Consider the following 15,017-nt stretch of genomic DNA (forward strand, 5'->3'; position numbering starts at 1 on the left):
GTAAAAGAGGAAAATAACATGAAGATAGTAGCTGGAATGGGAAGTATTGATGATTATATTAGATTAGTTAAAGCAGGAGCAGATGAAGTATTTTGTGGATATGTGCCTTATGAGTGGAATAAAAAATATGGTAGCTTATTTCCTTTAAATAGAAGAGAAGTGCTTTATTATAACATTCAAATAAATTCATTAGAAGATATGAAGATATTAAAAAGCATGGTAGATGTTTATAAGGTTCCAGTAAGTATTACATTTAATTATTTATATTATTTAGAAGAACAATATGAAATAATATCTTATATAATGCAAGATTTAATAGAAATTGGATTTGATGAATTTATAATTGCAGATATTGCACTTATATTATATTTAAAAGAAAAAAATATAAAATGTAAAATACATTTAAGTGGTGAAACTGCTGAAATAAATAGTCTTTCTATAGAGTTCTTTAATAAACTTAATATATCTAGGTATGTTTTTCATAGAAAGAATACAATAGAAGATATGAAAGCATGTATAAAAAATAATACAGTAAAAAATTTACAATATGAAGCATTTATATTAAATGAAATGTGTCATTATAGTGGAGCTTTTTGCAGTTCTTTGCATTGTGATGAACTAGCTCATTTATGCAAAATGCCATATGATTTAGTAAAAATAAATAGATTGGTTAATAATTTTCCAGAGGTTGATAAAAAGCTTGAACTTTATTATGACGAATTAGAGAAGGAAATTCTTTATTTTGAAGATGAGAATGAAGAAAGATATACTTTAGGGAGTACAGGGTGTGGAATTTGTAAATTAAAAAAATTAAAAGAAGCAGGGGTTACTCATCTTAAGGTTGTTGGAAGAGGTAAGTATATTTATGATATGGAGAAAGATATTATTGGCTTAAAAAAGGCTATTAGTATGCTTGAAAATATCGATTATGAAGAATTTGAGAAAGATATAAAAGATAAGCTATTTAAGAATGGTTGTAGCGGAGAATGTTATTATTAAAATTATGAAGGAAAAGTATTTATTTTGGAGTATATGAAGAAGTGCTTTTTTTTACTGAAAATAGTAGTATTATAGTTCTAGATGCAATTTAGTTCTCTATGTGTATATAGAAAAAAAGAAATATTATTATTGAAGGAAATATTGAAATTCAAGGTGAGATTTCATAAATTCCAGAAAAGATAATATTTCTTTTTTCGTTATTACACTTTAAAGATAAATTATTGTGTTATATATTTGCTAGTGAAGTTAGAGACTGTTGTCCAATATGTTTCGGGATCAACCTCTGAAGCTTTAGCATGTCCAGCATTTTTTATTGTTAACATTTCCTTTTCAGAGCTTGTAGCATTATATAATTCCTCCATCATATAATAAGGAACAAAATCATCTTCATCACCATGAATAAATAAAATTGGAGTCTTAGATTTTGCAACTTGCTTTAAAGTGGAAGCTTCACCTAAGAAATAACCAGCCCTCACTTTAGCAACTAAAGATGATACATTAAGTATTGGAAATTCAGGTAGAGAAAATAAATCATCTAGTTGATAAGCAAATTCATCCCAAACAGAAGTATATCCACAGTCAGCAACAATTGCTTTTACATTAGAAGGTAAATCTTCACCAGATACCATAGATACAGTAGCTGCACCCATAGAAACACCATGTAATACAATTTCAGCATTAGGATTATATTCTAATATTGTATTTATCCAATCGATAATATCTAATCTATCATCCCATCCCATACCGATATAATCACCTTCACTTAAGCCATGTGATCTTAAATCAGGTATTAAAACATTATAACCAATGTCATAATAATTTTTGGCATAAGAACTCATATTAATACCTTCACTTGTATAACCATGAACAGTAATAACCCATTTGTTTGAGTCATTTTGATTTAAAACCTTATAAGCATGTAAATTTAGGTTATCAAAAGAAGTTAGAGTTTCATCGGTATAATTAGATTCAGTAAGTAGCCATTGAATATCACTATCTAACACTTGTCCACTTGTTGCTTCTGCCTCTTCTGGTGTTCCAAAAACAATATCTTTAGGGGTATCAGGATTTAAAGCCAAATTATAAAAATAATTTCCTACAAAGCTTAATCCTAGAATAAGAATAACTAAAATAGAACTTATAGCTATTCCAATAATTTTCTTTTTCTTCATTGTTAATTCTCCTTTGTATAATAAAATAATTTGATAATCAAATATTAAGTGAATTTATTCTATCATGGTTTAAAAGAATGTACAATACAATAAATTTAATATAGTAATTTAAATTAGCTTTTATTTTCTACTATGGATTATAAAAGCTTTGGCTGATATAATGTGTTTTAGAATATTTACAAACGAGGAGTAATTACATGAAATATTATTTAGCACCAATGGAAGGAATAACAGGGCATATATATAGAAATGCTTACGAAAAATACTTTCACAATATAGATAAATACTTTACACCATTCATTGTACCTAATGAAAGCTTGAGTCTTAAAACTAAAGAGTTAAGAGATATGCTACCAGAAAATAATGAGGGTTTAAATATAGTTCCACAAATATTAACCAATAATGCAGAAGGATTTGTATTAACTGCTAATAAGCTTAAACAATTAGGATACGAAGAAATTAATTTAAACTTAGGTTGCCCTGCAGGGACTGTTGTTTCTAAAAAAAGAGGGTCAGGATTTTTAGCTTATCCAGAAGAATTAGATAGATTTTTAGATGAGATATATAAAATTAATGATATGAAAATATCAATAAAAACTAGATTAGGAAAAGAAAGAGCAGATGAATTTTATAAGTTAATAGAAATTTATAATAAGTATCCTCTTGAAGAATTAATAATTCATCCTAGAACAAGAGAAGATTTTTATGGTAATACACCAAACCTAGAAATTTTCAAAGAATCATTAAAGTTAAGTAAACATTCAATTTGTTATAATGGAGATATTTTTACCGTTGATAATTATAATAAAATAGTAAAAGAATTTCCGCAGGTAGATAAAATAATGATTGGAAGAGGAATATTAGCTAATCCTGGTTTAATCGATGAAATTAAGGAAAATAAATTTATTACTAAAGAAATTTTAAAGCAATTCCATGATGAGATTTTTGAAAATTATACAATTCTTTTAAAAGAAGATAAAAATGCAATGTATAGAATGAAAGAACTATGGGGTTATATGTCTCATATATTTACTAATAATAAAAAATATTATAAGAAAATAAAAAAAGCACAAAAGGCAATAGATTATAAAGTAGCTGTTAATAGCCTATTTGCAGAGCAGGAGATTATAAAAGGTGCTGGATTATTTAGTAATGAAGAATAAAAATATTAATATAATATTATGAGTATAAATTTATGTTTATAAAATAAAAAGTTTAAATATTGTAAAAGTTGATATAAAAGGTTATAATTGTTTTATTGATATGAGCAAGGGTGCTAAAAGAGTTTTCTTTTAGTGCCCTTGCTTATTATTTAATAGGAGGTATAAGTGTATGAAAAAGGTATTTTATAATGGGAGGATAATCACACTTGAAGGAAATGAAAGTGTAGAATCAGTTTTTATAGAAAATGGAAAAATAAATGAAATAGGAAATTATGAAGATATAATAAAAAAGTATTCTGAGGTTGAAAAGATAAATTTGGAGGGTAAAACATTAATACCAGCATTTTTAGATCCGCATAGTCACTTTTCAGGTGCAGCAAGTGCTCTTTTACAAGTACCATTAGAAGAAGCAGTTTCAATAGACGAGGTATTAGAAAAGTTAAGTGATTTTGTTAAAAGTGATAATTTGCAAGAAAATAAATGGGTTATAGGTAAAGGATATGACCATAATAATTTTGTAGAAAAAGCTCATCCAACTTGTGAAGATTTAGATAAAGTAAGTACTAAAGTTCCAATTGTTATTCAACATAAATCAGGCCATGCAGGAGTGTTTAATTCTAAGGCGTTAGAGTTACTAGGTGTAACTGTAGATACTGTATCTCCTGAAGGTGGATTAATAGGTAAAAAGGATAATAAGTTGACTGGATATATGGAAGAAACAGCATTTATGAAATATATGAAAGAAGCTGCAATGCCAGATGCAAATGAATTATTTAATGCATATATTCAAGTACAAGAAAAATATTTATCTCATGGAATAGCAACAGTTCAAGAGGGAATGATGGTTTCTCAAATGATTCCATTATATGAGGCTTTAATAAATAATAATATGTTGAAAGTAGATTTAGTTGGTTATTCAGAAGTTTCTTCAGCGGAAAAATTATTTTCTAAATTTAAAGATTCAATAATGAAATATAACAAAAATTTTAAGTTGGGCGGATATAAGATATTTTTAGATGGATCACCACAAGCACGTACTGCATGGATGCTTACACCTTATTTAGGAGAAGATACATATTATGGTTATGGCACAATGAAATATGAAGATGTTTATAATGCTATAAAAGAAGCAACAAAAAATAATGTACAAATACTAGCGCATTGTAATGGAGATGCAGCTGCTCAACAATTTATAGATGCTATTAAAAAGGTACAAGAAGATGGATATGATGTAAAAAGTTTAAGACCAGTTATGATTCATTCACAATTGCTTAGAATAGAGCAATTAGAAGATGTTAAAAAGTTAGGTATCATACCATCATTCTTTGTGGCACATGTATATCACTGGGGAGATGTTCACATTAATAATTTTGGATTTGAAAGAGCATCAAAAATCAGTCCAACTGCTTCTGCCTTAGAAAATGGTATTACTTTTACATTCCATCAAGATTCACCAGTTATTGAACCAAATATGATGGAAACTATACATTGTGCAGTTAATAGAAAAACAAAAAGTGGAGTTTTATTAGGAGAAAATGAAAGAATAAGTGTAATAGAAGCATTAAAAGCAGTTACTATAAATGCAGCATACCAATATTTTGAAGAAGATAAAAAAGGAAGTATTAAAGTTGGCAAAAATGCTGATTTTGTAATTTTAGATAAAAATCCATTAGAAGTTCCTATTGAGCATTTAAAAGATATAAAAATATTAGAAACCATAAAAGATGGAGTTACAATATATAAGAGAAATAAATAATGTGTTTAGCATAATTAAATTTGGAAATATCTTTATTTATATTTAGTAGCAAATTAACTTTAAAATTACGTGGTAGTTTTAAATATTAATTTGCTACTTTTTATATTTAAAATAAAATATAGTACATAAGTTTGGTATTGGTAAAAAATAATTTTGACTAAAACAAAAAAAAATATATAATAGAATAAGTGATTTTTTTGCAAAAATAGAATACGGGGTGACTTAATTTAATGGAAGATAAAAATAAACTTCAAGAGGAAATAACGAAGGCAGACTTTAAGAATGCCGAAAAAATGTGGAAAAGCCTAGATGAAGATTGCACATTAAATTCATTTTTAGAAAAGATGACTAAAGATGAATTAGTTAAAATAGCTAAAAAATATTCAGTAAGAGGTATTACAACATTAAAAAAAGCAGAAGCTGTTGAAAGAATTAAAGAGGTTGTTTTAAATAAGGTTAGTATTGCATTAGAATTAATGGAAGAAAGCACTTTAAAATTCGTAGAAGAATTACTTAATGTAAGCGGATTAAAAAAATATGAATGTAATGAGTTAATTTATATAAATTACTTAAGAAATAGAGGATTAGCTTTTTCAGGTATTAAGGAAGAAGAAGCCTTTGTAGTAATGCCAGAAGAATTAAAAGAAGTTATTTCTAAGCAAATTAATAAAGAGCTTAAGGAAAAAGTTAGATTAAATGAAGAAGTAACTAAGGCTATTGCAGGAATGGTTTACTATTATGGAGTATGTAGCTTTGATTTAATAAAATCTAATTTAGAGAATATCTTTGGGAAAACTTTTGAAGTTTCATATTTAAACGGATTAATAGCAAATGGTGAAGAATTAGGATATGATTATGTTATAGATGGAGATATGATTTGTCATATAGACGTTGAAGATGTAGATAATATAATGAAGCTTCAAAAAGATGCTAAAAATGATTATTATAAATTTGATAAAAAGTCATTAATTAAAGCTGGTAAAATTGACTTTGTTGAAGAAAATAAGCAAGGAAATAAATTAGAAAAAGTTCTTGGTGAGTTATTTGTAATAGATAAGAATATCTTAAGAGAGGAAATGGATGGATTTATAGTTGCTATAAAGAATGAAGTTGCAAAAGAAGAAGCTATAGATATTTTCCTTCAAGCATATGAAATTCAATCTGATGAGGAAAGAAAGATATTTATATATGAATTAGAGTTATTTGCTAAGAGCATAAGAAGATGGTCATTAAAGGGATACACTGAAGATGAAATAGCAAAACTTCAATCAAGAGTTGTCAATGTTGTTAAGATTGGAAGAAATGACCCTTGTATTTGTGGCAGTGGGAAAAAATATAAAAAGTGTTGTGGATAAACAATATATAATGGATTTTGGGGGAATGCTGTTAAAAAGCATTCTCTTTTTCTATATAATTATATATATTAGTTGATAAATAATTTCAAATAATACTGGCTTAATTTGCATAATCTATTTTATAATAATAGTATATTTTTAATTTTTTTTGGGAGAGTGAAACAAATGATACGAAATGAAGCTGAAGATGTATTAAATAGCCTGTTAGTAGACTTATTTAATGACATATTAAAGATTGAAGGATCTGTTCTTAAGGCTGGAGAGTTTAGTGATTTATCGGTTACAGAAATGCACATAATTGAAGCAATTGGATGTGATAGGGAAATGACAATGACTGAAGTTGCTAGAGATTTAGAGATTACTGTTGGAACATTAACAACAGCAATAAATAGATTAATAAAAAAAGAGTATGTAGAAAGAAGAAGAATAGAAGAAGATAGAAGAGTTGTTTTAATAAAATTAACAGGTAAAGGAGAAGAAGCTTTTAAAAGTCATAAACAATTCCATGATGATATGATAAAGAGCATAATGGAAGAGCTTCCACAAGAAGAAGAAGTAGTACTTATTTCATCACTAAAAAGAATGGTTAATTTCTTTGAAACAAAGTATAATTTACATAAGTAAGCCTCCAAATTTTAATTTGGTCAGGCGAACTTACTCAGCCGACCAAAGAAGGCAGAGTTTCCACAAAAGCCTCCAAATTTTAATTTGGTCAGGCGAACTTACTCAGCCGACCAAAGGAGGCAGAGTTTCATTAATTAGACATAATTTTAATTTGGTTAGGTAATTTTACGCCTACTAATGATATCAAGTAGTGTATTATATTTATTTATTTGAAGAGTATGGAGTATGGGAGAAGGTATTGGTATGAATTTTAGTTCAAGTATGGAAGTTGCAAAGATTGCTACACAGATGGCAATTTCGACTAGGGAAGAAGAAGAGAAGTTAAAAGAAAAATATAAAAGATTAGGAACTTTAGTAACTGCTGTAAACATTGGTGGGAATATAAATGAATCAACTACAAAGATTTTAGAAAGAACTATAGTTGCAGCCAAAAGAAGTGGAGTAATAAGAGAAGAGCATTTACATGAAGGTGGAGTAATTGGAGCAACTAGAGATGCGTTAATGCAAGTAAAAGAAAGAGCTAGCGGTCAAAATGTTGGAGGTAAGGTTGGTATAGCTAGAAGAGGACAACATTTAAGTGTTTGTATATTTTTAAGTGTTGGTCTGTTGCACTTAGATGAAGTGGTGATTGGAATTGGTCATAGAGCTATACCTGAATAAAAAATAAAGAACTGTATTAAAGCTAATAAATTAGTTTTAATACAGTTTTTTTTTTATTGAAGCAATAAGGGATAGAAATAAAAACAACAAATGGAATTAAATAATATTATTTACATTATATTCAAAACATGATAATATAAAAATATCAAATTAATAAAATAACTTAACTTTTAGTAACAAAAGTATAAAAAATTACTATAATGATTGAATAAGAATAAATACATATGGGATTTCATCATTATATGAGGTGGGAAAGTAGGTAAGTAGGACAAGTTAGGTTATTTTAAGTTTTAGGAGGATGGAAAGATGGTAGGAAAGAAAAAGTTAGCTCTAATTTTAAGTGGCCTTTTAGTGATGACAGGATTAATGTCTTGTTCAAACGCTAATACGGAAGAAAAGGAAGGAAGTACAACTGAATCAAGTGAAAATGTTGAAAGTGATGGAAAGACATATACTATTGGAGTTAATCAGTTAGTACAACATGATGCATTAGACGCATCAAGACAAGGGTTCATAGAGGGCTTAAAAGAGAAAGGGTTTGAAGAAGGAAAGAATTTAAAGATTGATTACCAAAATGCGCAAGGGGATATGGCTATTGCAAAAACTATTTCAGATCAATTTGTTACATCTAAAGTAGATATGATATTTGCTATAGCAACATCAAGTTTGCAAGCATCATATAATGCAACAAAGGATATACCTATAGTATTTACAGCAGTTACTGATCCAATTGATGCTGGAGTAGCAAATTCTTGGGAAAGTTCAGGAACTAATGTCACAGGTACATCAGATATGGTTTCAATGGAAGAGCAATTAGATTTATTAACAGAATTAGTTCCAGACATAAAAACATTAGGTGTTATTTATAATTCATCAGAAGCTAATTCTTTAGCACAAGTACAAGAGTTAAAAAAAGAGGCTGAGAAAAGAAATATAGATATTAAAGAAATATCTGTTACTACAGTAAATGAAATAAATCAAAATTTAAGTGCAGCATTAGGTTCAATAGATGCATTATATGCACCAACTGATAATACAGTTGCTTCTGCATATGATTTAGTAGGAAATCTTTGTATAAATAAGAATATACCTATTTTATGTGGAGAAGAAGCGGGAGTATCTAAAGGTGGACTTTGCTCAATTGGTATAGACTATTTTAAATTAGGAAAAGAAGCAGGATATAAAGCAGCCGAAATTTTAAATGGTAAGGCTCCTAGTGATATAGAAATATCTACTTTAAGTGATATGAGTATAACAATTAATACTGATGTGGTTGAAAAATTAAATATTACAGTTCCAGATGATATTAATTCTAAGGCTACAAAGGTAACTGGAGGGGTTAACTAGTGGATGTAGTAATTAATGCATTAGAGCAAGGTTTATTATTTGCCTTAGTTGCAATGGGAGTTTATATTACTTATAAGATATTAGATTTCCCAGACCTTTCAGTAGATGGTACATTTCCTTTAGGAGCTTCAATATCGGCAGCTCTTTTGATTAATGGAGTAAATCCATGGATTTCGATATTGATAGCTACAATAGGTGGTGCAATTGCAGGTTCTATAACAGGATTTTTACATGTTAAGCTTAAAATAAGCAATTTAATGTCTGGAATACTTGTTATGATGGGACTTTATTCAGTAAATTTAAGAATAATGGGAAAATCAAATATACCTTTATTTAATACAAATTATATTTTTAAAAGCACAGCCGTAAATTCAATTTTTATTATATTGGCTATAGTTGTTGTAGTTAAAATTATTTTAGATTTATTCTTGAAGACAAAAGCTGGATTTTTATTGACAGCAGTAGGAGATAATGAACAAGTAGTATCTTCATTAGGGGTTAATAAAAACTTAGTTAAGGTTTTAGGACTTGCTATTAGCAATGGATTAGTAGCTTTAGCAGGAGCATTAACAGCTCAACATCAAGGATTTGCAGATGTAACTATGGGAACAGGAATTGTTGTAATGGGATTAGCAGCCGTAATAATAGGTGTATCCATTTTTGGAAAGATATCATTTATAAAAGCTACAACCTTATCTATATTTGGAGCAATCATATATAAATTAGTAATTGCAATTGCTTTATGGATGAAACTAAATCCAAATGATTTAAAAATATTAACAGCAGTGTTAGTTGCTGTAGCATTAGCGGCAAATAATAATGTATTCAAATTTAAGCGTAAAAATAGAGATGTAAAATCAATGAGTAATAAAGGTGGTGATGGTGATGCTAAAGATTCAAGGGTTATGCAAAGTATTTAATCCTAACACCGTAAATGAGAATAAAATTTTTGATAATTTTAGTATTGATATAAATAAGGGTGACTTTATTACTATTATTGGTTCAAATGGAGCAGGAAAATCAACATTGTTAAATTTAATAAGTGGTAATATTAATATTGATTCTGGATTAATAGTATTAGATGGTAAAGATGTTTCTTATAAGGAAGAATTTAAAAGAGCAAAATATATAGGTAGGGTTTATCAAAATCCTTCCTTTGGAGTATCACCAAATATGACTATACTAGAAAATTTAGCTTTAGCTGATAATAAAGGAAAAAAATATGGACTTTCTTTTGGGATAAATAAAAAGAGAATAGAGTATTATAAGGAGTTATTAACTAAGCTTGATTTAGGATTAGAGAATAAGCTTTATAACAAAGTTACACTATTATCAGGAGGTCAAAGACAGGCTTTAACATTAATGATGGCAGTTATGTCTGAACCTAAATTACTATTATTAGATGAGCATACAGCTGCATTAGATCCAAAGACATCAGCAAAAATAATGGAGATTACTAAAAATGTAGTTAAAGAAAAGGGAATTACTACATTGATGGTTACTCATAATATGAAGCATGCTTTAGAGTGTGGTAACAGATTACTAATGATGCATGCTGGTAAAGTGATTGTAGATGTTAGTGGAAAAGAAAAGAAAAACTTAACAACTGAAAAGCTTATGGAGATGTTCGGTAAAGCTAATGCTATAGAAGAATTAAGTGATAGAAGTTTATTAACTTCTTTAGCATAAAAATATATTTGAAGGGACTATATACTTATTTAAGGTATATAGTCCCTTTTTTGTATATGTATAAATAGAATAAAACAATTAGCAAATACAAATATTAAAAAAGTAAATCAATTAAATAAAGACTTTGTTATTAATATAACGAAACTTAAGGATTATGTTGGAAGTACAAAAAAATATTGCTAAAGTAATATTAAAAAAATATTTATAAAAACAGAGTGAAAAATGTCAAAAAAATTACTGGATAGTTGAAAATGTTATCATTGTTGAAAAATAAGGGGTTTGTAGTAGTGCTAATTATACAGTGAAAATAAAATAAAAAAAATATATAAAAAAAGTTTGACAAAAAATAAACAAACGAGTACAATAAGGGTGTGGACAAGTTAAAGAATTAACAATCAAAACAAAAACTTAACAAAGCCCAAAAGATAAGATATCAATTTAAAATTATTATAAATATTGATTATTTAGGAGGATGTAATACATGAAAGTTACAAACGCTCAAGAATTAACAGCAAGAATTAAACAATTAAGAGAAGCACAAAAGAAATTCGCTACTTACACTCAAGAACAAGTAGACGAAATCTTCAGACAAGCAGCTTTAGCAGCTAACCACAACAGAATTAAGTTAGCTAAATTAGCTGTAGAAGAAACTGGAATGGGAATAGTTGAAGATAAAGTTGTAAAGAACAACTTTGCTGCTGAATATATATATAACCAATATAAGGATATGAAAACTTGTGGAGTTTTAGAAGAAGATAAGACAAGTGGAATTACTAAAGTAGCAGAACCAATTGGTGTTATAGCTGCTATCGTTCCTACAACAAATCCAACATCAACAGCAATATTCAAGTGTTTAATAGCTTTAAAGACTAGAAATGCTATAATAATCTCTCCACACCCAAGAGCTAAGAATGCAACAATTGAAGCTGCTAGAATAGTTTTAGAAGCTGCAGTTAAAGCAGGAGCTCCAGAAGGAATAATCGGATGGATAGATCAACCATCAGTTGAATTATCACAAAATGTTATGAGAGAATCAGATATAATCCTAGCTACAGGTGGTCCAGCAATGGTTAAGGCTGCTTACTCATCAGGAAGACCAGCTTTAGGGGTTGGAGCAGGTAATACTCCAGCAATCATTGATGAAACAGCTCACATTAAAATGGCTGTAAACTCAATATTACTTTCTAAGACATTTGATAACGGTGTTATCTGTGCATCAGAACAATCAATCGTTGTTTTAGAACAAGTTTATGATGAAGTTAAGAGAGAATTAGCTGAAAGAGGAGCTTATATCCTTAAAGGTGAAGAAATAGATAAAGTTAGAAATATCATCTTAAATGAAAAAGGTGGATTAAATGCTGACATGGTTGGTCAATCTGCTTATAAGATAGCTAAGATGGCAGGAGTTAACGTTCCAGAAACAGCTAAAGTTTTAGTTGGTGAAGTTACTTCAGTTGAATTAGAAGAACCATTCTCACACGAAAAATTATCTCCAGTATTAGCTATGTACAAAGCTAAATCATTTGAAGAAGCTTTAGATAAAGCTGATAGATTAATAGAATTAGGTGGTATGGGTCATACTTCAGTTTTATATACTGATCAAGTTAAGAATAGAGATAGAGTATTAACATTCGGTGAAAGAATGAAAACTGCAAGAACATTAATAAACATGCCAGCAGCTCAAGGGGCTATCGGAGACTTATTTAACTTCAAATTAGCACCATCATTAACATTAGGTTGTGGATCATGGGGAGGAAACTCAGTTTCAGAAAACGTTGGTCCTAAGCACTTAATTAACGTTAAGAGCATTGCTGAAAGGAGAGAAAATATGCTTTGGTTTAGAGTTCCAGAAAAAACTTACTTCAAATACGGTTGTTTACCAGTAGCTTTAGCTGAATTAGGTGACATGGGTAAAAAGAAAGCATTCATCGTAACAGATAAAGTATTATTCGAAATGGGATACACTAACAAAGTTACAGAAGTTTTAGAATCACAAGGAATCCAATACAAAATATTCTCAGATGTTGAACCAGATCCAACATTAAGATGTGCTAGAGCTGGTGCTGCTGAAATGACTAGCTTCCAACCAGACGTTATAATTTCACTTGGTGGTGGATCAGCTATGGATGCTGCTAAGATTATGTGGGTTATGTACGAACATCCAGAAGTTAACTTCCACGATTTAGCTATGACATTCATGGATATAAGAAAGAGAATATACAGATTCCCAACTATGGGTCAAAAAGCTATGATGGTTTCAATAGCAACTTCAGCTGGTACTGGATCAGAAGTTACTCCATTCGCAGTTATCACTGACGAAGAAACTGGAATTAAGTATCCATTAGCTGACTACGAACTAACTCCAGATATGGCTATCGTTGACGCTGAGTTAATGATGACTTCTCCTAAGGGATTAACAGCTTGTGCTGGTATCGACGTATTAGTTCACTCAATTGAAGCTTATGTTTCAATAATGGCTTCTGAATACACTAACGGATTAGCTTTAGAAGCAATCAGATTAGTATTCAAGTATTTACCAGATGCTTATAATGAAGGTACAACTAACATTAAAGCAAGAGAAAAAATGGCTCATGCATCTTGTATGGCAGGTATGGCATTCAGTAATGCATTCTTAGGAATTAACCACTCAATGGCTCATAAGCTAGGTGCATTCCACCACTTACCACACGGTATGGCTAACTCTTTAGTTATGAAAGAAGTTATTAAGTTCAATGCTACTGATGCTCCAACTAAGCAAGCAGCATTTGCTCAATACAAATATCCAAATGCAGCATGGAGATATGCTAAGATAGCAGATCACTTAGGATTAGGTGGAAACACTGAAGCTGAAAAAGTTGAATTATTATTAAAGGCTATAGACGAGTTACAAAACAAAGTAAATATGCCTAAGACAATTAAAGATGCTGGTGTAAGTGAAGTTAAATTCTTCGAAACATTAGATGAAATGGTTGAGCAAGCATTTGATGACCAATGTACAGGAGCTAACCCAAGATATCCATTAATGTCTGAATTAAAAGAAATGTATATCACTAGCTACTATGGAGAAAATGCTAAAGATGAAGCTAAAGCTGAAGCAGCTCCAACTAAAAAAGAAAAGAAAGCTAAATAATCAATAATAATATATAAGGTCCTAGCGGAAGCTAGGGCTTTTTTTTAGATAATCAGAAAAAGATATCTTAAAATAATTTATGAAATAAGTGTAAAAAATAATATTATCCTAAAAAGAATTTACATATTTGATTTAACTTAGAAATTTGAGCGATAAAATTTATAATACTATATATGGTAATTTTAAAGTTAAAAGATTCATATAATTACATAATTTATATGATAATAGGAGTGTTTATATTAAAATTAATATAAATATATATTTATATATAGAAATATTCTATTGAATTTAAGAATGCTTTTTATAAAAGTTGTGATATAATATTCACAATAATAATACGAGGAGATAAAAGTTTGAGTAAGAATAGTTTAAAATTAAATGAAATTTCATTATTCTCTCATATAAATAATAATACAATACATAAGTTAAATGAAATTTGTTTTGTAAGGCAATTAAAAAAAGGGGAGCATCTTTTTAGAGATAAGGAAATAATAAAGAGTATTTATATAGTTAAAAGTGGCAAGGTTGCATTATATAAACAAAGTGAATCAGCACAAAAAAAAGTTATTTTTATTTTAGGTAAAGATACAGTAATTAATGAAGTAATAATTGATGATTTACCAGCTTCTATTAATTGTGAAGCTTTTGAAAAAGCAGAAATCTTATGTTTTGATAGAATAAAATTTTTAGATATTATGAAAGAGGATTTTGAACTTTCTAAAATAATAATTAATTCATTAGCAATGAAAGTAAGAAGATTATATAGACAAGGAAAAAATTCAATTCCTATAAAGGTTGAAAAGAGAGTTGCAGCAAAGTTATGGAAATTATCGAGAGATTATGGAATAGAAATAGAAGAGGGTACATTGATTGATTTAAACATAACGATTACATATTTAGCTGATATGTTTGGGGCCCCAAGGGAAACAATTTCAAGAGCTTTAAAAATTTTAAATAATGAAGGTTTAATCATAAATAAAAATAAAAGAATTATAGTTCCTGATAGAGAAAAATTAGTTAGATTCTTCAAAGATAATTAAGAAAATTTAAATGATGTGATAAATGTCACATCTTTTTTTTGGTAAAAAAAATATAATTTAAACATCGACTTGTTAATGTATT

12 protein-coding genes are annotated in these 15,017 nt (G+C 28.6%); 11 read left to right on the forward strand and 1 reads right to left on the reverse strand.

Annotated elements, in window-relative coordinates:
- Nucleotides 1-18 precede the first annotated feature (18 nt).
- Entirely contained in the window at nucleotides 19-999 is a 981-nt protein-coding gene (locus TY07_RS03215) for a U32 family peptidase (protein WP_042395266.1), read from the forward strand.
- 218 nt (nucleotides 1,000-1,217) lie between these two features.
- Here the strand turns inward: TY07_RS03215 and TY07_RS03220 are convergent, their stop codons facing one another.
- Nucleotides 1,218-2,171 (reverse strand): alpha/beta hydrolase, encoded by a 954-nt coding sequence (locus tag TY07_RS03220; protein ID WP_042395268.1) that lies wholly within the window; start codon nucleotides 2,169-2,171, stop codon nucleotides 1,218-1,220.
- A 197-nt stretch (nucleotides 2,172-2,368) separates the two neighbouring features.
- On the opposite strand from TY07_RS03220, the gene TY07_RS03225 reads away from it, so the two are divergent.
- From TY07_RS03225 to TY07_RS03270, 10 genes are all read left to right on the forward strand, one after another.
- Nucleotides 2,369-3,334, forward strand: coding sequence for a tRNA dihydrouridine synthase (locus TY07_RS03225; RefSeq protein WP_042395270.1), 966 nt, complete (start codon nucleotides 2,369-2,371; stop codon nucleotides 3,332-3,334).
- A gap of 169 nt (nucleotides 3,335-3,503) precedes the next feature.
- On the forward strand, nucleotides 3,504-5,090 hold the full coding sequence (locus TY07_RS03230) for an amidohydrolase (RefSeq protein ID WP_042395275.1): 1,587 nt from the start codon (nucleotides 3,504-3,506) through the stop codon (nucleotides 5,088-5,090).
- Between the two features lie 230 nt (nucleotides 5,091-5,320).
- Nucleotides 5,321-6,445 (forward strand): Rho termination factor N-terminal domain-containing protein, encoded by a 1,125-nt coding sequence (locus TY07_RS03235; protein ID WP_042395276.1) that lies wholly within the window; start codon nucleotides 5,321-5,323, stop codon nucleotides 6,443-6,445.
- Between the two features lie 165 nt (nucleotides 6,446-6,610).
- The gene (locus TY07_RS03240) at nucleotides 6,611-7,069 is read left to right on the forward strand and encodes a MarR family winged helix-turn-helix transcriptional regulator (protein ID WP_042395280.1); all 459 of its coding nucleotides are present in this window, start codon (nucleotides 6,611-6,613) and stop codon (nucleotides 7,067-7,069) included.
- Between the two features lie 225 nt (nucleotides 7,070-7,294).
- Nucleotides 7,295-7,729 (forward strand): HutP family protein, encoded by a 435-nt coding sequence (locus TY07_RS03245; RefSeq protein WP_242833226.1) that lies wholly within the window; start codon nucleotides 7,295-7,297, stop codon nucleotides 7,727-7,729.
- 306 nt (nucleotides 7,730-8,035) lie between these two features.
- Nucleotides 8,036-9,076: an ABC transporter substrate-binding protein gene (locus TY07_RS03250; protein WP_042395282.1), complete on the forward strand. Its 1,041-nt coding sequence runs from the start codon at nucleotides 8,036-8,038 to the stop codon at nucleotides 9,074-9,076.
- Nucleotides 9,076-9,996: an ABC transporter permease gene (locus TY07_RS03255; RefSeq protein ID WP_042395287.1), complete on the forward strand. Its 921-nt coding sequence runs from the start codon at nucleotides 9,076-9,078 to the stop codon at nucleotides 9,994-9,996. The genes TY07_RS03250 and TY07_RS03255 overlap by 1 nt, the downstream gene beginning before the upstream one ends.
- Nucleotides 9,962-10,765, forward strand: a complete 804-nt coding sequence (locus tag TY07_RS03260; protein WP_042395290.1) for an ABC transporter ATP-binding protein — start codon at nucleotides 9,962-9,964, stop codon at nucleotides 10,763-10,765. Before TY07_RS03255 ends, TY07_RS03260 begins: the two co-directional genes overlap by 35 nt.
- Nucleotides 10,766-11,246: 481 nt before the next feature.
- Nucleotides 11,247-13,895 carry a bifunctional acetaldehyde-CoA/alcohol dehydrogenase gene (gene adhE / locus TY07_RS03265; RefSeq protein ID WP_042395293.1) on the forward strand — a complete coding sequence of 883 codons (2,649 nt, stop codon included), beginning with the start codon at nucleotides 11,247-11,249 and terminating at the stop codon, nucleotides 13,893-13,895.
- A 353-nt stretch (nucleotides 13,896-14,248) separates the two neighbouring features.
- Nucleotides 14,249-14,935 (forward strand): Crp/Fnr family transcriptional regulator, encoded by a 687-nt coding sequence (locus tag TY07_RS03270; protein WP_207743350.1) that lies wholly within the window; start codon nucleotides 14,249-14,251, stop codon nucleotides 14,933-14,935.
- Nucleotides 14,936-15,017 lie beyond the last annotated feature (82 nt).

This window comes from Clostridium saudiense, from assembly GCF_000577815.1.
GTDB classification, from domain to species: domain Bacteria; phylum Bacillota; class Clostridia; order Clostridiales; family Clostridiaceae; genus Clostridium; species Clostridium saudiense.